This window comes from Actinomadura nitritigenes (assembly GCF_017573545.1).
GTDB lineage: Bacteria > Actinomycetota > Actinomycetes > Streptosporangiales > Streptosporangiaceae > Spirillospora > Spirillospora nitritigenes.
The window spans coordinates 31,976-53,274 of the sequence record NZ_JAGEOK010000050.1 but is presented as its reverse complement, the minus strand read 5'-3'; the positions used below and the strand labels follow the sequence as shown (position 1 = coordinate 53,274).

General features: G+C 72.1%; 18 protein-coding genes. 13 read left to right on the top strand and 5 right to left on the bottom strand.

All coding sequences use genetic code 11. The features are described 5' to 3' along the window. From J4557_RS45035 to pdhA, 3 genes are all read right to left on the bottom strand, one after another. Positions 1 to 342 (bottom strand): biotin/lipoyl-containing protein (locus J4557_RS45035; protein WP_208273386.1); only part of this gene is annotated, 342 nt, incomplete at its 3' end. Further along, positions 339 to 1,355, bottom strand: a complete 1,017-nt coding sequence (locus J4557_RS45030) for an alpha-ketoacid dehydrogenase subunit beta (RefSeq protein WP_208273384.1) — start codon at positions 1,353 to 1,355, stop codon at positions 339 to 341. The genes J4557_RS45035 and J4557_RS45030, both read right to left, overlap by 4 nt. 11 nt (positions 1,356 to 1,366) lie before the next feature. Then, positions 1,367 to 2,530 (bottom strand): pyruvate dehydrogenase (acetyl-transferring) E1 component subunit alpha, encoded by a 1,164-nt coding sequence (gene pdhA / locus J4557_RS45025; RefSeq protein ID WP_208273382.1) that lies wholly within the window; start codon positions 2,528 to 2,530, stop codon positions 1,367 to 1,369. Between the two features lie 144 nt (positions 2,531 to 2,674). On the opposite strand from pdhA, the gene J4557_RS45020 reads away from it, so the two are divergent. After that, positions 2,675 to 3,307 carry a GntR family transcriptional regulator gene (locus tag J4557_RS45020; protein ID WP_307800577.1) on the top strand — a complete coding sequence of 211 codons (633 nt, stop codon included), beginning with the start codon at positions 2,675 to 2,677 and terminating at the stop codon, positions 3,305 to 3,307. Between the two features lie 82 nt (positions 3,308 to 3,389). Here J4557_RS45020 and J4557_RS45015 read toward each other — a convergent pair whose 3' ends face one another. Beyond that, positions 3,390 to 4,145, bottom strand: coding sequence for a GntR family transcriptional regulator (locus J4557_RS45015; RefSeq protein WP_307800576.1), 756 nt, complete (start codon positions 4,143 to 4,145; stop codon positions 3,390 to 3,392). 101 nt (positions 4,146 to 4,246) lie between these two features. Here J4557_RS45015 and J4557_RS45010 point away from each other — a divergent pair, with 101 nt between their 5' ends. From J4557_RS45010 to J4557_RS51370, 5 genes are read left to right on the top strand one after another with little or no spacing between them, the layout of a single operon-like run. Continuing rightward, complete coding sequence (locus J4557_RS45010; protein WP_208273380.1) at positions 4,247 to 5,479, top strand: NRAMP family divalent metal transporter; 1,233 nt, start codon at positions 4,247 to 4,249, stop codon at positions 5,477 to 5,479. Between the two features lie 8 nt (positions 5,480 to 5,487). Further along, a complete protein-coding gene (locus tag J4557_RS45005; RefSeq protein WP_208273378.1) occupies positions 5,488 to 6,096 on the top strand; it encodes a 5-oxoprolinase subunit B family protein in 609 nt (202 codons plus the stop codon). Further along, positions 6,093 to 6,998 (top strand): 5-oxoprolinase subunit C family protein, encoded by a 906-nt coding sequence (locus tag J4557_RS45000; protein WP_208273375.1) that lies wholly within the window; start codon positions 6,093 to 6,095, stop codon positions 6,996 to 6,998. Before J4557_RS45005 ends, J4557_RS45000 begins: the two co-directional genes overlap by 4 nt. Beyond that, positions 6,995 to 7,786 carry a putative hydro-lyase gene (locus J4557_RS44995; RefSeq protein WP_208273373.1) on the top strand — a complete coding sequence of 264 codons (792 nt, stop codon included), beginning with the start codon at positions 6,995 to 6,997 and terminating at the stop codon, positions 7,784 to 7,786. The genes J4557_RS45000 and J4557_RS44995 overlap by 4 nt, the downstream gene beginning before the upstream one ends. Before the next feature lie 20 nt (positions 7,787 to 7,806). Further along, positions 7,807 to 9,195 carry a protein kinase domain-containing protein gene (locus J4557_RS51370; protein ID WP_279576420.1) on the top strand — a complete coding sequence of 463 codons (1,389 nt, stop codon included), beginning with the start codon at positions 7,807 to 7,809 and terminating at the stop codon, positions 9,193 to 9,195. Between the two features lie 83 nt (positions 9,196 to 9,278). On the opposite strand, the gene J4557_RS44985 is transcribed toward J4557_RS51370, so the two are convergent. Next, a complete protein-coding gene (locus tag J4557_RS44985; protein ID WP_208273371.1) occupies positions 9,279 to 9,734 on the bottom strand; it encodes a hypothetical protein in 456 nt (151 codons plus the stop codon). A 527-nt stretch (positions 9,735 to 10,261) separates the two neighbouring features. On the opposite strand from J4557_RS44985, the gene J4557_RS44980 reads away from it, so the two are divergent. From J4557_RS44980 to J4557_RS44950, 7 genes are all read left to right on the top strand, one after another. Next, a complete protein-coding gene (locus tag J4557_RS44980) occupies positions 10,262 to 11,548 on the top strand; it encodes an ABC transporter substrate-binding protein (RefSeq protein ID WP_208273369.1) in 1,287 nt (428 codons plus the stop codon). Beyond that, a complete protein-coding gene (locus J4557_RS44975) occupies positions 11,545 to 12,507 on the top strand; it encodes a carbohydrate ABC transporter permease (RefSeq protein ID WP_307800575.1) in 963 nt (320 codons plus the stop codon). Before J4557_RS44980 ends, J4557_RS44975 begins: the two co-directional genes overlap by 4 nt. Continuing rightward, the gene (locus tag J4557_RS44970; protein WP_243777368.1) at positions 12,504 to 13,394 is read left to right on the top strand and encodes a carbohydrate ABC transporter permease; all 891 of its coding nucleotides are present in this window, start codon (positions 12,504 to 12,506) and stop codon (positions 13,392 to 13,394) included. The genes J4557_RS44975 and J4557_RS44970 overlap by 4 nt, the downstream gene beginning before the upstream one ends. Further along, on the top strand, positions 13,394 to 15,685 hold the full coding sequence (gene yicI / locus J4557_RS44965) for an alpha-xylosidase (protein WP_208273367.1): 2,292 nt from the start codon (positions 13,394 to 13,396) through the stop codon (positions 15,683 to 15,685). Before J4557_RS44970 ends, yicI begins: the two co-directional genes overlap by 1 nt. Further along, positions 15,685 to 17,058 carry a GH1 family beta-glucosidase gene (locus J4557_RS44960; RefSeq protein ID WP_208273356.1) on the top strand — a complete coding sequence of 458 codons (1,374 nt, stop codon included), beginning with the start codon at positions 15,685 to 15,687 and terminating at the stop codon, positions 17,056 to 17,058. The genes yicI and J4557_RS44960 overlap by 1 nt, the downstream gene beginning before the upstream one ends. Beyond that, positions 17,055 to 18,089 (top strand): LacI family DNA-binding transcriptional regulator, encoded by a 1,035-nt coding sequence (locus J4557_RS44955; RefSeq protein ID WP_307800574.1) that lies wholly within the window; start codon positions 17,055 to 17,057, stop codon positions 18,087 to 18,089. Before J4557_RS44960 ends, J4557_RS44955 begins: the two co-directional genes overlap by 4 nt. Before the next feature lie 108 nt (positions 18,090 to 18,197). Beyond that, positions 18,198 to 21,191: a glycoside hydrolase family 3 protein gene (locus tag J4557_RS44950; RefSeq protein WP_307800573.1), complete on the top strand. Its 2,994-nt coding sequence runs from the start codon at positions 18,198 to 18,200 to the stop codon at positions 21,189 to 21,191. Positions 21,192 to 21,299 lie beyond the last annotated feature (108 nt).

Sequence of the window (21,299 nt, the reverse complement as noted above, 5' to 3'; positions counted from 1 at the left end):
CCCTGCCCCCCCGCGCGCCGCGTCCGAGCCGGGCCGCGCGGCCGGGGCGGGAGCGGCGGCCGGGGCGGGAGCGGGCTCGGCCGCCGCGGCCTCGGTGCGCGCGCCGCCCTTCGGGGCGATCACCGCGATCGGCGCGCCGATCGCGGCGGTCTCGCCCTCGCCGACGAGGATCTTCTCGAGCACGCCGGCCTCGTAGGCCTCGTACTCCATGACCGCCTTGTCGGTCTCGATGTCCACGAGGACGTCGCCGACGGCCACCTCGTCGCCCGGCTGCTTCTGCCAGGAGCTGATGACGCCCTCCTCCATGGTGTCGGAGAGGCGCGGCATGAGGATCTCGGTCATCGGGCGGGCTCCAGCGTGGGACGGCCGGTCGCGCGGAGCGTGTCGCGGACGGCGGTGAGCAGGGAGTCGGCGGACGGCAGCGCCGCCGTCTCCAGGGACTTGGCGTAGGGCAGCGGAACCTCCGCCATCGCGACGCGGCGGACCGGCGCGTCCAGCCAGTCGAAGGCGCCCTCCTGGATCGTCGCGGCGATCTCCGCGCCGATCCCGTAGGTCAGCCAGTCGTCCTCGGCGACGACGGCGCAGCCGGTCCTGCGGACGGACTCGACGATGGTGGCGCGGTCCAGCGGGCGCAGGCTGCGCAGGTCCACGACCTCGGCGGACACGCCCTCGGCGGCGAGGGTCTCGGCGACCTCGGAGGCGACCCGCGCCATCCGCGAGTAGCCGATGATCGTGATGTCGGTGCCGGGTCGGGTGACGGCGGCGCGGCCGATCTCGGCCGGCTCGATCTCCTCGACCGGGGCCGGCAGCTCGCCCTTGCTGTTGTAGAGGGCGAGGTTCTCCAGGAACAGCACCGGGTCGTCGTCGCGGATCGCGGCCTTCAGCATCGCCGACGCCTCGGCGGGCGTGCTCGGCGCGACGACCTTCAGGCCGGGGATGAACGAGTAGAACAGCTCGACGTTCTGCGAGTGGGTGGCGCCGAGCTGCTGGCCGCCGCCGCCCGGGGTGCGGATCACCATCGGCACGCTGGCCTGGCCGCCGAACATGCCGTAGATCTTGGCGGCGTGGTTGACGATCTGGTCCAGCGCGAGCAGCGAGAAGTTGATCGTCATGATCTCCACGACGGGGCGCAGGCCGAGCATCGCGGCGCCGATCGCGGCGCCGACGAAGCCCTCCTCGGCGATCGGGGTGTCGCGGACGCGCTTCGGCCCGAACTCCTTCAGCAGCCCTTCGGTGATCTTGTAGGAGCCCTCGAAGAGCCCGATCTCCTCGCCCATCAGGAAGACGTTCTCGTCGCGGAGCATCTCCGCGCGCAGCGTGTCCCGGAGCGCCTGGCGGTAAGTGACGGGTGCCATCAGCATGCTCCTCAGGAACCGAACACCGGGTCGGCGGGCAGGCGGCGCAGCTCGCCCGGGACCGGGGTGGCGTAGGTGTAGTCGAACAGGGTGGAGACCTCGGGGGCCGGGCTCTCGTCGGCGAACGCGGCGGCGGCGTCGATCGCGGCGGTGACCTCCGCGTCGAGGCGGTCGCGCTCGTCGTGCGACAGGATGCCCGCCTCCTCCAGCTCCAGCGCCATCCGGGCCAGGGGGTCGGCGGCCTTCAGGGCCTCCTTCTCCTCCTTGGACCGGTAGCGGGCCGGGTCCACCACGGAGTGGCCCTTGAGCCGGGGGCTGGTGGTCTCCAGCAGGTAGGGCTTGCTCTCGCTGCGGGCGCGCTCGACGGCGTGGCGCGCGGCGTCCCGCACGGCGACGACGTCGGTGCCGTCCACCCGGACGCTCTCCATCCGGTAGGCGGCGCCGCGCCGGTACAGCTCGGGCTCGGCGGCGGAGTGCTCCACGGTGGTGCCCATGCCCAGACCGTTGTTGATCACGACGAAGACGACCGGGAGGTCCCAGAGGCCGGCGATGTTCAGCGACTCGTGGAACGCGCCGATCGCGGTGGTCCCGTCGCCCATGTGGCACATCACGACCTCGTCGCCGCCCTTGTAGGAGACGGCGAGGGCGGCGCCGGCCGCGAGCGGGACCTGCCCGCCGACGATGCCGTACCCGCCGAGCAGCCGTGCGTCGGCGTCGAACAGGTGCATGGAGCCGCCCCAGCCCTTGGAGACGCCGGTGGAGCGACCGTAGAGCTCGGCCATCACGCGCTCGGCGGAGATGCCCTTGGCGAGGGCGTAGCCGTGCTCGCGGTAGTTGGTGAACAGGTAGTCGGTGGGGCGCAGCGCGGCCATCAGGCCGACGACGGTCGCCTCCTCGCCGAGGTTCAGGTGGCAGTAGCCCCCGATCTTCGCCTCGGTGTAGGCACGGGCGGCCCGCTCCTCGAAGCGGCGGATCAGCAGCATCTGGCGGTAGTACGCCACCAGCGTCTCGGCGCTCTCCGCCGGGGCGTCCGGGGCGGCGCCGTCGACGGCGCGCCCGCTCGCGGCGCCGCTGCCCGCCGGAGCGGCCGTCGGCCCGGAGGCCTTGGTGCCGCGCGCTCTCCGGGTCGTGCGAGCCGGAGCGGCCTTGGTAGCTGACCGGGTGGTCTCAGCCATCGGCGACCTTCCTAAGTCCGGGGGAACGCCGTAGGATCGCCACGACGCTCACCGATCATCATTGATCAATGATCGATCATATTCGAGTCTATCTCCTCGGGCGTCAAGACTCACTTACCGTCGCCCCGTCTAATATTGGCTTCCGTGAACACGCCCGTCCCCGCCCAGCTGCTGCGCACCGGGCTCGCCGACCAGATCCGCGAGTTCATCGTGGAGGGCATCAGCTCGGGCCGGTGGGAGCCGGGCGAGCGCATCGTCGAGCGCCGCATCGCCACCGAGCTCGGCGTCAGCCAGGGACCGGTGCGCGAGGCGCTGCGGCAGCTGGAGGCGCAGCGGCTGATCGAGTCGCTGCCGAACCGGGGCGCCCGCGTCCGCGAGTTCACCGAGCAGGACCTCGCCGAGATCTTCCCCGTCCGCGCCGGGCTGGAGCGGACCGCCGCCGAGCTCGGCATGGCCCGGATCGGCGGCTGCCTGGACGCGCTGGAGGAGCGCAACCGGCAGCTGAGCGAGGCGGCGCGCGAGGGCGACCTGCACGAGCAGATGCGGCTCAGCATCGCCTTCCACCGCGAGATCGTCGAGGCGGCCGGGAACCGGCTGCTGTTCTCGGTGTGGGAGGGCCTCGGCATTGAGCTGTGGACGACCCTGTCGCTGCGGCTGCACCACACCGAGATCTACTCCAAGTCGGCCGAGCACGCCGAGCTGATCGAGGCGTTCCGCCGCCGCGACCCGCAGGCCCCGCAGCTGCTGCACGACCACGTCATGAACTACGCGCCCTGAGGCGCCCGCGCCCGCGCCCGGCTCCGGCGCCCGGCTCCCGCGCACGGTCCCTCCGGGGCTTCCCTCCGCCTCGCGGCAGGGGTCATCCCTTCTCGCGGTACGCCTTGGTGAGCTGCGCCTCCGCGTCGTCGAGGTAGGAGCGCAGCTCCGCCTCGGCGGCCGCGACGTCGCCCCGCTCCAGCAGGTCGCAGAGCCGCCGGTTGCGGGCGAGGTACGGCTCGTGGAACTCGCGCGGCGAGCCCATCTCGTGGAAGACCAGGCGCATCTCGGCCAGCAGGTGCCGGATCATCTCGTCCACCCGGGGGCTGCCGACCAGCGCGGCGAGCGCCTGGTGGAAGCGGATGTCGGCGGTGCCGACCTGCGCCCAGTGCTCCCCGGCGGCGGCGTCCTCGCCGTCGGTCACGGCCGCCTCCACCCGGGCGAGCGCCTCGCGTGGCGCGGACGGCGCGCACCGCACGCCCTCGCACTCCAGGATGCGGCGGACCCGGTACAGGTCGGCCAGCCCGTCCGCGGTGACGCGGCGGACGAACACGCCCCGGTTGAACTCGTGGACCAGCAGCCGCTCGTTGATGAGCAGCCGGAACGCCTCGCGGATGGTGTTGCGGGAGACCTTGGCGGCGCGGCCGAGGTCCTCCTCGGGGACCCGGTCGCCGGGCGCGAGGCGGCCGTCGGTGATCTGCTCGCGGAGCAGATGGGCGACGCGGTCGGCGGTGCTGAGCCGGCCGATGTCGTCCCGCGCCGCAGCGATGTTCTCCAGCCACGACTCCTGCGCCGGCATCGGCCCGTCCTCCCCGCGGTGGCGCGGCGCCGCGGGGCGCGCGCGTGACTCGTACGCCACCACCGTATCCCCTGACGAGGAGGATTCATCAACAAGGGGATTGAAGGATTGTTGAACAATCCTTACCCTGGCGGAAAGCCGACACCCCGGAAGGGGCAGCCATGACGGACACCACCCTCGACCACACGCCGGCCTCCCCGCCCACCTCCTCCTCCCGCCGCGGCGCGCTCCTCGGCGCCATGTTCCTGATGGCCACCAGCGCCATCGGCCCCGGATTCATCACCCAGACGACCACCTTCACCGCCAAGCTCGGCGCCGCGATGGCGTTCGCGATCCTGGTGTCGGTGCTGGTGGACATCGCGATCCAGCTGAACGTGTGGCGGATCGTCGGCGTCTCCGGACGGCGCGCCCAGGACCTCGGCAACCGGGTGGTGCCCGGCGGCGGCTACGCGCTGGCCGCGCTGGACGTCTTCGGCGGCCTGGTGTTCAACATCGGCAACGTGGCCGGCTGCGCGCTCGGCCTGAACGCGCTGCTCGGCCTGGACGTCAAGATCGGCGGCGCGGTGTCCGCGCTGGTCGCGATCGCGGTCTTCCTCATCCGGCGGGCCGGCGTCGCGATGGACCGGATCGTGGTGGTGCTCGGCGCCGTCATGATCGTGATGACGCTGTACGTGGCGGTCGAGTCCGGGCCGCCGCTCGGCGACGCGCTCCGCCAGAGCGTCGCGCCCGGACAGGTCGACTTCCTGGTCATCACCACCCTGATCGGCGGGACCGTCGGCGGCTACATCACCTACGCCGGCGCGCACCGCATGATCGAGTCCGGGCTGACCGGGCCGGACAGCATCCGCGAGATCAACCGCAGCGCCGTCACCGGGATCCTCGTCACCGCGGTGATGCGGGTGCTGCTCTTCCTCGCCGTGCTCGGCGTCGTCGCCGGCGGCGTCACCCTCGCGAAGGACAACCCGGCGCCGTCGGCCTTCCAGCACGCCGCCGGCGAGACCGGGCTGCGCGTGTTCGGCCTGATCATGTGGTCCGCCGCGATCACCTCGGTGATCGGCGCGTCCTACACCTCGGTGTCGTTCCTGGTGTCGTTCTCCGGCTGGATCGAGCGGCACCGCAACCGGCTCGTCGTCGCGTTCATCCTGGTCTCCACCGCGATCTATCTGGCGATGGGGACGACCCCGGCCGAGCTGCTGATCCTCGCCGGCGCGCTGAACGGGCTCATCCTGCCGTTCGGGCTGGCCGTGCTGCTGTGGGTCGCCGCCCGCCGCCGCGACCTGCTCGGCGGGTACCGGTACCCGGCCTGGCTCCTCGCGCTCGGCGTCGCCGCCTGGCTGCTCTCCCTGTACCTCGGCTGGAACGCGCTCTCCGGCATCGAAGACCTGTGGAAGTGAGGGGACGGGTGCGGATCCTGCGCAACGGCGACCGGGCCCTGCTCGTCGAGCCGCCCGGAGCGGAGGCGACGCTCGGCCTGTACGCCGCGCTCAGCGCCGCTCCGCCGCCCGGCGTCGCCGACGTCGTCCCGGCGGCCCGCACCCTCACCCTGCTGCTCGACCCGTCCGCCGACCCCGCCGCGGTCGCCGCCGCCGTGCGCGGCGCGCGGCCCGGCGCGGCGGCCGGGCCCGCGGCGGCCGTCGAGGTCCCCGTCGTCTACGACGGCCCCGACCTCGCCGAGGTCGCCGCGCTCACCGGACTCACCCCGGACGGCGTCGTCGCCGCCCACACCGGCACCCCGTGGCGGGTCGCGTTCACCGGGTTCGCGCCCGGATTCGGCTACCTGGACGGCGGCGACCCGCGGCTGGACGTCCCGCGCCGCGGCACCCCGCGGGTCCGGGTCCCGGCCGGCGCGGTCGGCCTCGCGGGCCGCTTCAGCGGCGTGTACCCGGTCGACTCGCCGGGAGGCTGGCAGCTCATAGGGCGTACGGAGGCCGTCCTATGGGACCTCGACCGCGACCCGCCCGCCCTGCTCCGGCCCGGGGGGAAAGTTCGTTTCGTCCGGAGGGAACCATGAAGCGGGGCCTGGACGTTCTCCAATCAGGACTCCTGGCGACCGTTCAGGATCTGGGACGTCCGGGTCACGCGGCGCTCGGCGTGGGGGTGGCGGGCGCCGCGGACCCGGATTCGTTCCGGCTCGCGAACCGCGCGGTCGGCAACCCCGAGGACGCCGCCGCCATCGAGACCACCTTCGGCGGGCTCCACGTCCGCTGCCGCGGGGGCGTGTTCGCGGCCGTGACCGGCGCACCCGTCCCCATGACCGTCGACGGCCGCGCCGTCGCCCCCTTCTCCGTCTTCCACGTTCCGGACGGCGCCGAGCTGCGGATGGGCGCCCCCTCCACGGGCCTGCGCAGCTACCTGGCCGTCCGCGGCGGGATCGCGGTCCCGCCCGTCCTCGGCTCCCGCTCCACCGACACGCTGTCCGGCCTCGGCCCGTCCCCGCTCAAGCCCGGAGACCTGCTGCCGATCGGCCCGGCGCCCCGCCGGCATCCGGCGCTGGACGTCCTGCCGGTCGCGCCGCCGCCCGCCCACGACATCATGCTGCGCGCGATCCCCGGCCCCCGCGCCGACTGGCTCGCCCCCGGCGCCCTGGACGTCCTGTTCGGCGCGCCGTACGAGGTGACCAGCGAGATCGACCGGGTCGGCATGCGGCTGGACGGCCCGCGCCTCGCGCACGCCGGGCGCGGCGAGCTGCCCAGCGAGGGCACCGTCACCGGCGCGCTGCAGGTACCGCCGTCCGGGCTGCCCGTGCTGTTCCTCGCCGACCATCCGGTCACCGGCGGCTACCCGGTGATCGCGGTGGTCGTCTCCGCCGACGTCGGGCGCGCCGCCCAGGCGCGCCCCGGGCAGCGGCTGCGGTTCCGGCCGCATCCCGCGCAGCCGCTCGCAGGACCGCCGACGAGACAGGAGGGACCGTGACGAATCCGATCGACCCGGGCTCGCTCTCCCCGGACCAGGCCAGGGCGCTGTTCCGCGCCGGACTGCGCGTCCCCACGGCCGGGTGGTGCTCCGGCTGGACGCAGGCGAACCTCATCGCCGTTCCCCGCGACCAGGCCTACGACCTGCTGCTCTTCGCGCAGCGCAACCCCAAGCCGTGCCCCGTGCTGGACGTCACCGAACCGGGCGCGGTGTCGGCGCCGCTGTTCGCCGGCGACCTGCGCACCGACCTGCCCGGCTACGTCGTGTACGAGCACGGCGAACCGGTCGCCGAGGTGTCCGATGTCACCGGGTACTGGCGCGACGACCTGGTCTCCTTCCTCATCGGGTGCAGCTTCACGTTCGAGGACGCGCTGCGCGAGGCGGGCGTCCCCGTCCGGCACATCGAGCAGGGCACCAACGTCCCGATGTACCGGACGAACCGGATGTGCCGCCGCGCCGGCGAGTTCGGCGGCCCGCTGGTGGTGTCGATGCGGCCCGTCCCCGCCGCCCAGGTCGCCGACGCGGTCCGCGTCACGGCCCGGTACCCGTCCGTGCACGGCGCCCCCGTCCACGTCGGCGACCCGGTCGAGCTCGGCATCGCCGACCTGGACGAGCCGGACTTCGGCGACCCCGTGGAGGTCCGGGTGGACGAGATCCCGGTGTTCTGGGCGTGCGGTGTGACGCCGCAGGCCGCGGTCATGGCGTCCCGCCCGAAGCTGGCGATCGGCCACGCGCCCGGGCACATGGCGATCACCGACGCCCGCGACTCCCGGTACCTCGTGCCCTGAGGGCGGCATAGGCTTCGTCCATGCCCGAGATCGTCGCCCCCGGCGACCGGCTCGGCGAGCGCTACCTCCTGGAGGCGCCGCTGGGCGCCGGCGGGATGGCCACCGTCTGGCGCGCCACCGACCTCGTCCTGGACCGCGCCGTCGCGGTCAAGGTCCCGGCGGACGGCTGGCCGGAGGAGCTCGGCCGCCGGCTCCGCCAGGAGGCCAAGGCCGCCGCCGGCCTCGCCCACCCGAGCATCACCGGCGTGTACGACTACGGCGAGGACGACGTCACCCCGCGGACGGGGCGGTTCGCGCAGCGGCGCCGCGTCCCGTACGTGGTGATGGAGCTGCTGGACGGGGAGACCCTGGCGGCGCGGCTCGCGCGCGGCCCGATGCCCTGGCGGGAGGCGGCGGGGGTGTGCGCCCGGATCGCCGACGCGCTGGCCGCCGCCCACGCCGCCGGGGTCGTGCACCGCGACATCAAGCCGGCGAACGTGTTCCTGACGCCGGTCGGGGTGAAGGTGCTCGACTTCGGCATCGCGTTCACCGGGACGTCCGGCGGGCCCCTCCTCGGCACCCCCGCCTACGTCGCCCCCGAGCTGCTCGCGGGCGCGGAGCCGGGACCGGCCGCCGACGTCTTCTCGCTCGGCGTCGTGCTGAACCAGGCGCTGACCGGCGACGCGCCCGCCCCCGTCCCCGGGACGCCGCCGGACGGCGTCCCCGCCGAGGTCACGGAGCTGTGCCGCCGCTGCCTGGACGAGGATCCCGAGGCCCGCCCGGCGGCGCCGGAGGTCGCGCGGGTCCTCGCGGACGCGGCCGGCGTCCAGCTCGCCCCCTTCCCGCAGGCCCCGCCGGAGCCGGAGCCCCCGCCGGACGAGGAGCACCCGCCGACCCGCGTGCTGGACGAACCGCCGCCCGGCCCGCCCCCGGCCGCGCCCGCGCCCGCGTCCCGCCCGCCGGGCCGCAGGCCGCTGGTCATCGCCGGTGCGGGGATCGGTGCGGCCGGTCTGGCGGCCCTGCTCATCGGCCTGCTGACGCCGGGCTCGTCCCGGTCCTCGGACGGAACCGGCCGCCCGCCGGCGCCGTCCCCGTCGCGGACGACCGCGGCGGTCACCGCGTGCTCGGTGGCGTACCGGGTCGACGGGTCGTGGCCGCAGGGCTTCCAGGCGACGGTGCGGATCACCAACCTCGGGACGGCCGCGATCGACGGCTGGCGGCTGGCGTTCGACTTCCCCGACGGCCAGTCGATCACGCAGGTGTGGAACGCGGGGCAGCGGCAGGACGGCACGTCGGTGACCGTCACCGCGGCGGACTGGAACCGGTCGATCCCGCCGCACGGGACGGTCGAGTTCGGCTTCCTCGGCAGGCGGGACGCGGGCAACGGGCGGCCGTCCAGGTTCACCCTGAACGGCGGGGAGTGCCGCTAGACGATCTCAGCGGCGGTGGGCGGGGCGCCGGGAGACGGCGCCCCGCTCACGCTTCGCTCGGATCCGGCGGGGTCCTCCTCGCGTCAGCTGCCGCAGTGGCCCTCAGGGATGGTCGCCGCATAACTCGTACTCGAGGAGGTGGAGAAGGTGTAACCGATCTCCTGAACGCAATGGCCGGCCGCACGCGCGCGCACGGGCCCCGCGTAGTACTTGAAATTGCCCTCGTTGCGGTGCCTGGTGAACTTGTCGCCGGTCATGACGAGGAGATCGATGCCCGTCTTGGTGGCGGTGCCGACCGACACGCCCTTGATCGTGACCGCGCAGTTGTAGCCATTGGAGTTGTTGTAAAGCAGGTAGACCGTGCCCCCGGCGCTGCCGTTCTGGTGGCGGAGCGTCCGGGAGTCGATGACGTGGTAGCCGGAACCGCAGACACCTACGGGCGTGTAGGGGTTGGAGGCTGCCTCCGCCACCGAGGGCAGAGCGAGCAGGGAGCCGACCGCCGCGACCGCTGCGGCGGTCGTGGGGAGTGCGGTTCGCATGCGCATAGTGGGGGCGTTCCTCTCGGGAGAGAATGACTCCGTTCTGACAGTGAAGAGGATCTTGGGAAGTGTTGGCGATCACCTGAATCGCGCATTAACCCCCGGTGGACGGAGCGGCCACGCATCATGACCGTTTCGGCGTCCGTTGGAAGGGCGGTTCCGGAAGACGCGGACGGCCTCGGCGAGATGGGCGGCCCCGGCGGCCGATCTGCCGGCAGGCGGGCGCGGATTCCACGGTCGAATTCGTCGTAGGCGGCCTCGTCCGCGACGCCCCGCGGCGGGTCGCGGAAGAGGCCGGCGAGGCCGGTCGCGCGGGCCGGGACCTCGGGCGGGACGGCATGCCGGACGCGGCGTAATGGGAGCGCTCCCAGAAAGTCGTCGCAGTTCAGCGCCCCTTTTCGGCGGTCAATGCCGTCCGGCCTATTGTGCGGCGGCTTCCCGAGGGCTTAGCATCCCGGTCAATCGAAGCGCTTCGACACCCTCATCGATCCGACCACCCCCGGTCCCACCCCCGCGAAGGATCCCCCATGTTCAAGGCAGGCAGGAGCGCGGCGCTGCTCGCCGCCCTCGCCGCCGCGGCCCTGTCGCTTTCCGCCTGTGGCGGCGACGGCGGCGACTCCGGCGGCAAGGTGCTCAAGCTCTGGCACTACGAGGCCCCCGACAGCGCCATGGGCGCGGCGTGGAACGAGGCGATCAAGGAGTTCGAGGCCGCCCACCCCGGCGTGAAGGTGAAGTTCGAGGAGAAGGGCTTCGAGCAGATCCAGAAGACCGCGCCGATGGTCCTCAACTCCAAGGACGCCCCCGACGTCCTGGAGTACAACAAGGGCAACGCGACCGCCGGGACGCTCTCCAAGCAGGGCCTCCTCCAGGACCTCACCCCCGAGGTCACCAAGCGCGGCTGGGACAAGCTGATCGGCCCCGGCGTCCAGGTCACCGCCAAGTACGACGCCAAGGGCACCATGGGCGGCGACAAATGGTACGGCGTGCCCAACTATGGTGAGTACCTGCAGGTCTACTACAACAAGGACCTGTTCAAGAAGAACGGCGTCGAGATCCCGACGACGTTCGCCGAGCTGACCGCCGCGATGGACAAGTTCGTCGCCAAGGGCGTCACGCCGCTGACCAACGCCGGCGCCGAGTACATGGCGCAGCAGTTCGTCTACCAGCTCGCCCTCGACAAGGCGCCCGACCGGTCGTGGGTGGACGCCTACCAGCGCTACACCGCCAAGCCGGACTTCAAGGACGCCGCCTGGACGGCCGGCGCCACCACGTTCGCCGACTGGGTGAAGAAGGGCTACATCGCCAAGGACTCGGTGAGCAAGAAGGCCGAGGACGCGGGCGTCGCCTTCATGAGCGGCAAGTTCCCGATGATGTTCTCCGGGTCCTGGTGGTTCGGCCGGGTCGCCAAGGAGGCCAAGTTCGACTGGGAGACCTCCGTCTGGCCCGGCGCGAAGATGACGCTCGGCTCCAGCGGCAACCTGTGGGTCGTCCCCAAGGGCTCGAAGAACAAGGACCTCGCCTACGACTTCATCGACATCACGATGAAGAAGAAGGTCCAGAACATGCTCGGCAACCTCGGCGGCATCCCCGTCGCGGCCGACCCGTCGGCGATCACCGACCCGAAGGTCAAGAAGCTCACCGACGACTTCACCACGCTCGCGCAGAACAACCAGCTCGCGTACTACCCGGACTGGCCGGTCTCCGGCTTCTACGACGCCTGGGTCGCGCAGACCCAGAAGATCATGAACGGAACCGCGCCGGGTGACGCGCTGGGCGCGCTGCAGAAGACCTACGACTCCGGCCTGCCGAAGTGACCACGCACCACGAGGCCCGGAAGGGGCGCGGCGCCGCGGCCGCGCCCCGGCCGGGCGGCCGGGGGAGGGGGCGTGAGCAGCTCGCCTACCTGCCGTACCTGATCCCCGGGCTGCTGCTGTTCGCCGCCGTCATCGGCGTGCCGTTCCTGATGAACATCGGGACGAGCTTCACCGAGTGGTCCGGCGTCGGCAGCCCGTCCTGGGCCGGCCTCGACAACTACCGGGAGCTCGTGAAGGACGGGGAGTTCTGGGCCTCGTTCCGGCACAACGTCCTGGTCATCCTCGGGATGGCGATCGTCCCGACCGCGATCGGGCTGGTGCTCGCGGCGGCCCTCACCGACCTGATCGACCGGCACTTCGGGCCGCGTGCCGCGGCGATCCTGCGCGCCTGCCTGTACCTGCCGCAGGTGCTGCCGGTCGTCATCGCCGGCGTGGTGTGGAGCTGGCTGCTCGCGCCCGACGGCGGCGCGGTGAACACCCTGCTGAAGGACGTCGGGCTCGGCTCGCTCGCGCACGACTGGCTCGGCGACCCGTCCACCGCGCTGTGGTCCGTCCTCGGCGTCATGGTGTGGATGCAGATCGGGTTCCCGCTGGTGGTCTTCATGTCGGGGCTCCAGCGCGTCGACCCGTCGCTGTACGAGGCCGCGGAGATCGACGGCGCCAGCTGGGCCCGGCGGTTCCGGCACATCACGATCCCGCAGATCCGCCCGGAGATCTTCGTCGTGCTGCTGTGGACGACGATCGCCGCGCTCAAGGCGTTCCCGCAGATCTTCGTGCTGACGAAGGGCGGGCCGGGCGGCGCCACGAACGTCCCGTCGTACTACTCCTACGTCAACTTCTTCGAGAAGTCCGACGTCGGCTACGGCTCGGCGATCGCGACCGTGCTGACGCTCGTCATCATCGCGCTCACCGTCGTCTTCCTGCGGCTGCAAGGACGTGACCTGGGGGAGGAGCGATGACCGTGACGATGACCAAGCCGGGCGCGCCGGCGCGCGACCGGCAGGGCGCCCCGCGCCGGAGGCGCCGCCGCGGCCCGTCCGCCTACGCGGTGCTCGTCGCGCTCGTCGCGCTCGCCGGGATCATGCTGATCCCGTTCCTGGTCGTGGTGTCCAACGCGCTGAAGACCCCGCAGGAGTACACCTCCAAGGGGCCGCTCGCGCCGCCGTCCGGCCTGAACCTCGACGCGATCCGCGACTTCTGGGACCGGGTCGACTTCGGGCACGTGCTGCTCAACAGCGTGCTGATCAGCGGCTCGGTCGCGGTGCTGGCCGTCCTGCTGTCGGTGTTCAACGCCTACGCGCTCGGCATCGGCCGCATCAAGGGCCGCATCTGGCTGCTCGCGCTGCTGCTGCTGGCCAACACGCTGCCGCAGGAGGCGCTCGTCTACCCGCTGTACTACCTGGCGAAGCAGTTCGGGATCTACGACACCCGGCTCAGCGTGATCATCGTGTTCACGGTGGTGCAGAGCGCGTTCGGCACCTACCTGCTGTCGTCGGTGATGTCGGCGTTCCCGCGCCCGCTGCTGGAGGCGGCCCGGATCGACGGCGCGAACCGCTGGCAGGTGCTGTGGCGGGTGGTCGTCCCGGTCGTCCGGCCGACGCTGAGCGTGCTGCTCGTCTTCTTCTTCGTGTGGACGTGGAACGAGTTCCTCATCCCCATGGTCTTCCTCATCTCCAACGAGAACCAGACGGTCTCCGTCGCGCTCGGCGTGCTGCAGGGGCAGCGCCTGATGGACGCCACCATGTCCAGCGCCGCCGCGCTCCTCGGCCTCCTCCCGACCGTCGTGTTCTTCCTCATCTTCCAGCGCACCCTGTCGCGCGGACTGACTGCGGGGGCAATCAAGTAATGAAGTTCAGTGACGGCTACTGGATGATGCGCGAGGGTGTGCACGCCGTTCATCCGGTGGAGGTCCTCGACGTCGCGGAAGGGCCCGGCTCGTTCTCCGTGCAGGCGCCCGTGCAGCGGATCCGGCACCGGGGCGACCTTCTCAAGGGCCCGGTGGTGACGGTGGACTGCGCGTCGCCCATGCCGGACGTCATCGGCGTCACCATCACCCATTTCGCGGGGGAGAAGGACCGCGGGCCGCGGTTCGAGCTGGCCGCCGACCCCACCGGGGACGTCCGGGTGGGCGAGGACGCGGCGGAACTGACGTCCGGCGCGCTGACCGTGCGGGTCCGGCGCGGCGGGGAGTGGGGCGTCGACTTCCTCGCGGAGGGACGGCGGCTGACCGGGACGGCGCCGAAGGCGACGGCGGTCATCGACACCGACGACGGCGGGCACTACGTCCGCGAACAGCTCGATCTCGGCGTCGACCACTTCGTGTACGGGCTCGGCGAACGGTTCGGGCCGCTGGTGAAGAACGGCCAGTCCGTCGACATCTGGAACGCCGACGGCGGCACCGCCAGCGAGCAGGCGTACAAGAACGTGCCGTTCTACCTGACGAACGCGGGATACGGCGTGTTCGTCGACCACCCGGGGCGGGTCTCGTTCGAGGTCGCCTCCGAGGCCGTCGCGCGGACGCAGTTCAGCGTCGAGGGCCAGTCGATGCGGTACTTCGTCATCTACGGGCCGTCGCCGCGGGAGATCCTGCGCAAGTACACGGCGCTGACCGGGCGGCCGGCGCGGCTGCCGGACTGGTCGTTCGGGTTGTGGCTGTCCACCTCGTTCACCACCGACTACGACGAGGCGACCGTCTCCTCGTTCATCGACGGGATGGCCGAGCGGGACCTGCCGCTCAGCGTGTTCCATTTCGACTGCTTCTGGATGCGCGAGTTCCAGTGGTGCGACTTCGAATGGGACCCGCGCGTGTTCCCGGACCCGGCGGGAATGCTGCGCCGGCTCAAGGAGCGCGGGCTGCGGATCTGCGTCTGGATCAATCCGTACATCGGGCAGCGCTCGCCGCTGTTCGCCGAGGGGCGGGCTCGCGGTTACCTGCTGACCAGGCCGAACGGCGACGTCTGGCAGTGGGACAAGTGGCAGCCCGGTCTCGCGGTCGTCGACTTCACCAATCCCGAGGCGCGGGAGTGGTACGCGGCGAAGCTGGAGGCGCTCATGGACATGGGCGTTGACTGCTTCAAGACCGACTTCGGCGAGCGGATCCCGACCGACGTCGTCTACCACGACGGCTCCGACCCGGAACGCGCGCACAACTATTACACCTACCTCTACAACCAGACCGTTTTCGAGTTGCTGCGCAAGAAGCGCGGCGAGGGCGAGGCGGTGGTGTTCGCCCGGTCCGCGACGACCGGGGGGCAGCGTTTCCCGGTGCACTGGGGCGGGGACTGCGAATCGACGTTCGAGGCGATGGGGGAGAGCCTGCGCGGGGGCCTTTCCCTCGGCCTGTCGGGGTTCGGGTACTGGAGCCACGACATCGGCGGGTTCGAGGGGACGCCCGATCCGGCGCTGTTCAAGCGGTGGATCGCGTTCGGGATGCTGTCCTCGCACAGCCGCCTGCACGGAAGCCATTCGTACCGGGTGCCGTGGCTGTTCGACGAGGAGTCGGTGGACGTCCTCCGCGACTTCACGAGACTGAAGATGCGGCTGATGCCCTACCTTTCCGGGGCGGGGCGGCAGGCGTACGGCGAGGGCCTGCCGATGATGCGGGCGATGGTCCTGCAGTTCCCGGACGATCCGGCCTGCACGCACCTCGAACGCCAGTACATGCTCGGCGACGACCTGCTCGTCGCGCCCGTGTTCTCGGCGGACGGCGACGTCTCCTACTACGTGCCGGACGGCGTGTGGACGCACTACCTCACCGGCGAGCGCGTGCACGGCGGCCGGTGGGTGCGGGAGCGGCACGGATTCGGCAGCGTGCCGCTGCTGGCCCGTCCCGGCGCGGTGATCCCCGAGGGCTCGGTGGAGGACCGCCCCGACTACGACCACGCCGACGGCGTGACGCTGCGCGTCTACGAACCGGCCGACGGGACGACCGTGCTCACGCAGGTCGACGACACGGCTTTCACCACGGTGCGGAACGGTGCCACGCTCCGGGTCACCGGCGCGGGCGACTGGAATGTTCTCCTGGTGAACGCGCGCGTCGCGGCGGTGGAGGGAGGCGAGGCGTCCGGCCACCCGCAGGGAGTCCTGGTGAAGGCGGCCGGCGACGAACTCGTCATCACCCTGGAAGAGGAGAACTGATGGGCTTCCCGGAGGGGTTCCTGTGGGGCGCGGCGACCGCGTCCTACCAGATCGAGGGCGCCGCCCGCGAGGACGGCCGCACGCCGTCCATCTGGGACACCTTCAGCCGCACGCCGGGCAAGGTGCTGAACGGCGACACCGGCGACGTCGCCACCGACCACTACCACCGCTGGAAGGAGGACGTCGCGTCGATGGCGCGGCTCGGGCTGGGCGCGTACCGGTTCTCCATCTCGTGGTCGCGGGTCCTGCCGGAGGGGAGGCCGAACCGGAAGGGCTTCGACTTCTACTCGCGGCTCGTGGACGAACTCCTCGAACACGGCATCTCGCCTGTCGCGACCCTCTACCACTGGGACCTCCCGCAGGAGCTGGAGGACGCGGGCGGCTGGCCGGAGCGCGACACCGCCCGCCGCTTCGCCGACTACGCCGAGCGCGTCGGCCGGGTCCTCGGCGACCGCGTCGAGACCTGGACGACGCTGAACGAGCCGTGGTGCTCGGCGTTCCTCGGCTACGCGGCGGGCGTCCACGCGCCCGGCCGCACCGACCCGGCGGACGCGCTCGCCGCCGCCCACCACCTCAACCTCGCGCACGGGCTGGCGGTGCGGGCGCTGCGCGGGGTCGTGTCGCCGTCCGCGCGGCACTCGGTCACGCTCAACCTGCACCACTTGCGCGGCGACGCCGAGGCCGTCCGGCGGGCCGACGCCGTCGCGAACCGGATCTTCCTCGATCCGATGCTCGGCCGCGGCTACCCCGCCGACCTGCTCGCCGACACCGCGGAGATCACCGACTGGGCGTTCGCCCGGGACGGCGACGCCGACGTCATCGCCGCGCCGCTCGACGTCCTCGGCGTCAACTACTACTCGCCGACGCTCGTCCGCGTGTGGGACGGGACGTCGCCGCGCGAGTCCGACGACGGCCACAAGCGGGGCGCCGCGACCCCGTTCGTCGGCTGCGAGGGCCTGGAGTTCGTGCGGCAGCCCGGCCCGTACACGGCGATGGGCTGGCCGATCGACGCGTCCGGCCTGGAGGAGCTGCTGCTGCGGCTGCACCGCGAGTACCCGGACGTGCCGCTGATGGTCACCGAGAACGGCGCCGCGTTCGAGGACGAGGTCGTGGACGGCCGGGTGCGCGACGACCGCCGCATCGCCTACCTGCGCGACCACGTCGCCGCCGCGGAGCGCGCCTGCGACGCGGGCGTGGACCTGCGCGGATACTTCGCCTGGTCGCTGCTCGACAACTTCGAGTGGGCCTACGGCTACGACCGGCGTTTCGGGTTGATCCATGTCAATTACGGCACGGGCGAACGAACCTGGAAGGACAGTGCGTTCTGGTACCGCGACGCGATCCGCGCATCGCTAGCATCGGACGCGAAGTGAACCGCTCGACGACGGGACGGTCCGTGGTCAAGATCACCGACGTGGCGCGGCACGCCGGGGTGTCCCCGAGCACGGTGTCCTACGTGCTGAGCGGCAAGCGCACGATCTCCGAGGAGACCCGGCGGCGCGTCCGCGACAGCATCCGCGAGCTCGGCTACCGCCCGCACGCCGGGGCCCGCGCGCTGGCGAGCAGCCGCTCCAACGTCCTCGCCCTGATGATCCCGCTGCGCTCCGGCATCGCGGTGCCCGTCGTCATGCAGTTCGCGATGTCGGTGGTGACCGCCGCGCGGCGGCACGACCACGACGTCCTGCTGCTGACCCAGGAGGAGGGCGAGGACGGCCTGAGCCGCGTCGCCGACAGCGCGCTCGTGGACGCCCTCATCGTGATGGACGTCCAGATGGAGGACCCGCGGCTGCCGCTGCTGCGCTCCCTGGACCGGCCGAGCGTGCTCATCGGCTTCCCCGCCGACGCCGAGGACCTGACCTGCATCGACCTGGACTTCCACGCGGCCGGCGCGGTCTGCGTGGAGCATCTGGCCGGGCTCGGGCACCGCGAGGTCGCGCTGATCGGCTCGCCGCCCGAGGTGTACGCGCGGCGGACCGGGTTCGCGCAGCGGGTCGCGGACGGCTTCGGCGCGGCCGTCCGCGAGCACGGGCTCGCCGGCGGCGTCCACCCGTGCGAGGCGGCCCCGGAGGCGGCCCGCGCGCTGGTCGCCCGGCTGCTCGCCGAACGTCCCGGGCTGACCGGGATCCTCGTCCACAACGAGCCGGTCGTGGACACGGTCGTGCGGGCGCTGCGCGCGAACGGCCGCGCCGTCCCGCAGGACGTGTCGGTCGTGGCGATCTGCCCGGACGAGATGGCCGAGCACGCCGAACCGCCGCTGTCGTCCGTCGCGATCCCCGCCCAGGAGGTGGGCGGGCGCGCCGTCGAGCTGCTGATGGGCAAGCTCGGCGGCGGGACCGTCCCGGCCGCGACGCTGCTGCCGCCGACCCTGACCCCGCGCGCGAGTTCCGCCCCGGCACCGCGCTGACCGTCCCGCCCCGCCGGACCTGAAGGAGGCATGCCCCGGGCCCGCGCGGCCCGATCGTCGAAGCGCTTCGACAACCGTACTCGGGGGACGAGCCACAGAGGAGAACAGGTGCACACCACCCGCCCCACCCCCCGTTTCCCCGGCCGTCGCCGCCGGGCCCTGTCGCTGGCCGTCGCCGCCGTGATCGCGGCACCGGCCGTGTGGACGGCGGTCCCCGCCGCCTCGGCCGCCGAGACCTACCCGTTCCGCGATCCGCGGCTGTCCGTCGACGCCCGCGTCAGGGACCTGCTCGGACGGCTCACGACCGACGAGAAGGTCTCCCTGCTCCACCAGTACGAGCCGGCGATCCCGCGCCTCGGGATCAAGCGGTTCAAGACCGGGACCGAGGCGCTGCACGGCGTCGCCTGGTCCACCGACGTCAACGCCTCCGGCGCCGTCCGGACCGCCAAGGGCACGGTGTTCCCGCAGTCCGTCGGCCTCGGCGCGACGTGGGACCCGGCGCTGCTCCAGCAGATCGGGTCCGCCGTCGGCGACGAGGCCCGCGGCTACAACACCATCGACCCGGACGTGTGGGGCCTGCAGCTGTGGGCGCCCGTCGTCAACCTGCTGCGCGACCCGCGCTGGGGCCGCAACGAGGAGGGCTACTCCGAGGACCCGCTGCTCACCGGCCTGCTCGCCACCGCCTACGGCAAGGGCATGCAGGGCGACGACCCCGACCACCTCAAGGCCGCGCCCGTCCTCAAGCACTACCTCGCCTACAACAACGAGATCCGCCGCGACCAGACGTCGTCCAGCGTGCGGCCCCGCGTGCTGAAGGAGTACGACGAGGTCCCGTTCAAGCTGCCGCTGACGCAGGACGCCGCGACCGGCCTGATGACCTCCTACAACCTGGTCAACGGGCGTCCGGCGACCGCGTCGCCGCTGGTGAACGACGCCCGGAGGTGGAGCGGCAGGACCCTCCTCAACGTCACCGACGCGGGCGCGCCCAACAACCTCGTCGGCTCCGAGCAGTACTACCCGGACCTGCCCGCGGGCGACGCCGCCACCATCAAGGCGGGCGTCGACAGCTTCACCACCGACGACACGAACTCGTCCATCACCGTCAACGCGGTGAAGACGGCCCTGTCCAAGGGCCTGCTCAGCGAGGCCGACCTCGACCGCGCGGTCGGCGACGTCCTCAGCGTCCGGGTCCGGCTCGGCGAGTTCGACCCGGGCGGCGGTGAGTACGGGAAGATCACCAAGGACGTCATCGACAGCCCCGCCCACCGCGCCCTCGAACGCAAGGCCGCGACCGAGCAGATGGTGCTGCTGAAGAACGGGCACGGCGCGCTGCCCCTCGCGTCCGGCAAGAAGGTCGCCGTGGTCGGCCCGCTGTCGAACACCCTCTACACCGACTGGTACTCGGGCTCACTGCCGTACGGCGTGACGCCGCTGGACGGCGTCAAGGCGAAGGCCGGCGCGGGCAACGTCGCGTCCAGCGAGGGCGTCGACCGCATCGCCCTCAAGGACGTGAAGACCGGCAGGTACGTGGCGGGCGGGACGGCCGCCGCCGGCGCCGTCCTCAAGACCGGCCCGACCACCGCCGACGCCTCGACGCAGTTCGACGTCTTCGACTGGGGCCAGGGCATCGTCACGCTGCGCAGCGCCGCCAACGGCAAGACCGTCGGCCGCTACAACTGGGGCGACACCTTCGCCAACGACCAGGACCAGCCGAACGGCTGGTTCGTCCAGCAGATGTTCAAGCTGGAGAAGCAGCCGGACGGGAACTACCTCCTGCGCTACGCGGGCTACGAGAAGGCGTACGACTGGGCCGACCCCGCCAAGACCTACGTCAAGGTCCAGGACGACGGCACCCTCGCCCTCACCACCAAGGACGGCGCCAGCGCGTTCGCCAAGGACGTCGTCAGCAGCGGCGTCGACTCCGCCGTCAAGGCCGCGACCAGCGCGGACACCGCCGTCGTCGTGGTCGGCAGCATGCCGTTCATCAACGGCCGCGAGGACCACGACCGCACCACGATGGCGCTCGCCGAGGGCCAGGAAGAGCTCATCAAGGCCGTTCGCAAGGCCAACCCGAACACGGTCGTCGTCGTGGAGAACAGCTACCCGACGGCCCTCACCTGGGAGCAGGCGAACGTCCCGGCGATCCTGTGGACGAGCCACGCGGGCGCCGAGACCGGCAACGCCCTCGCGTCCGTCCTGTTCGGCGATGAGAGCCCGTCCGGCAGGCTGCCCCAGACCTGGTACCGCTCCGCGAGCGACCTGCCCGACATCCTCGACTACGACATCATCAAGTCCGACCGCACGTACCTGTACTACAAGGGCAAGCCGCTCTACCCGTTCGGCTACGGCCTCACCTACACGACGTTCCGGTACGGCAGGCCGAAGCTCAGCGGCCGCTCGCTGTCCGGTGGCGACACCCTGACCGTCACCGTCCCGGTCACCAACACCGGCAAGCGGGCGGCGGACGAGGTCGTCCAGCTCTACACGCACCAGCGGACGTCCCGCGTGAAGCAGCCCGCCGAGCAGCTGCGCGCCTTCCAGAAGGTGCACCTCGCCCCGGGCCGGACCGCCTCGGTGACGCTGCGCGTCAAGGCGTCGGACCTCGCGACCTGGGACGTCACCCGCAACAAGTGGACGCTGGAGACCGCCAGGCAGGACGTCCTGATCGGCTCCTCGGCGACCGACATCCGGCAGCGGGCCACGGTCGACGTCCACGGCGAGCGGGTCCCCGCCCGCGACCTCACCCGGCCGACCCGCGCCGCTGACTTCGACGACCAGAGCGCCGTGCAGCTCGTCGACGAGTCCAAGGCGGCGGGCGACGCGGTCGCCGGCGCCGCGAACGCGTGGATCTCGTTCAAGGACTCCGCCCTGAAGAACGGCACCCTGACCCTCCGCGCGGCCAAGGAGACCGCCGGGAACACCACCGTCCAGGCCCGCCTGGACAGTCCGACCGGGCCCGTCGCCGCGACCTTCACCATCCCGTCCACCGGCGACAAGTACACCTACAAGGACGTGACGGCCGCCCTGCACGCCACCGGCCGCCACGACCTCTACCTCGTCTTCACCGGCGAGGCCCGCCTCACCACCCTCACCCTCCGCTGATCCGCAGGCCCCGTCCCGGCGAGCCCGGGACGGGGCCCGCCGGGGAGGGCTTGCCAACGGCGGTTAATGACATTAACCTTCAGCTAATGGCATTAACCGTTCTGAGGA

Excerpts from the sequence above, each read along its gene's own strand:
- J4557_RS44980 (WP_208273369.1), top strand. The coding sequence starts at position 10,262 with ATGTTCAAGGCAGGCAGGAGCGCGGCGCTGCTCGCCGCCCTCGCCGCC.
- J4557_RS45010 (WP_208273380.1), top strand. The coding sequence starts at position 4,247 with ATGACGGACACCACCCTCGACCACACGCCGGCCTCCCCGCCCACCTCC.
- J4557_RS44985 (WP_208273371.1), bottom strand. The coding sequence starts at position 9,734 with ATGCGAACCGCACTCCCCACGACCGCCGCAGCGGTCGCGGCGGTCGGC.
- J4557_RS51370 (WP_279576420.1), top strand. The coding sequence starts at position 7,807 with ATGCCCGAGATCGTCGCCCCCGGCGACCGGCTCGGCGAGCGCTACCTC.
- J4557_RS44960 (WP_208273356.1), top strand. The coding sequence starts at position 15,685 with ATGGGCTTCCCGGAGGGGTTCCTGTGGGGCGCGGCGACCGCGTCCTAC.
- yicI (WP_208273367.1), top strand. The coding sequence starts at position 13,394 with ATGAAGTTCAGTGACGGCTACTGGATGATGCGCGAGGGTGTGCACGCC.
- J4557_RS45030 (WP_208273384.1), bottom strand. The coding sequence starts at position 1,355 with ATGGCACCCGTCACTTACCGCCAGGCGCTCCGGGACACGCTGCGCGCG.
- J4557_RS44970 (WP_243777368.1), top strand. The coding sequence starts at position 12,504 with ATGACCGTGACGATGACCAAGCCGGGCGCGCCGGCGCGCGACCGGCAG.
- J4557_RS45000 (WP_208273375.1), top strand. The coding sequence starts at position 6,093 with ATGAAGCGGGGCCTGGACGTTCTCCAATCAGGACTCCTGGCGACCGTT.
- pdhA (WP_208273382.1), bottom strand. The coding sequence starts at position 2,530 with ATGGCTGAGACCACCCGGTCAGCTACCAAGGCCGCTCCGGCTCGCACG.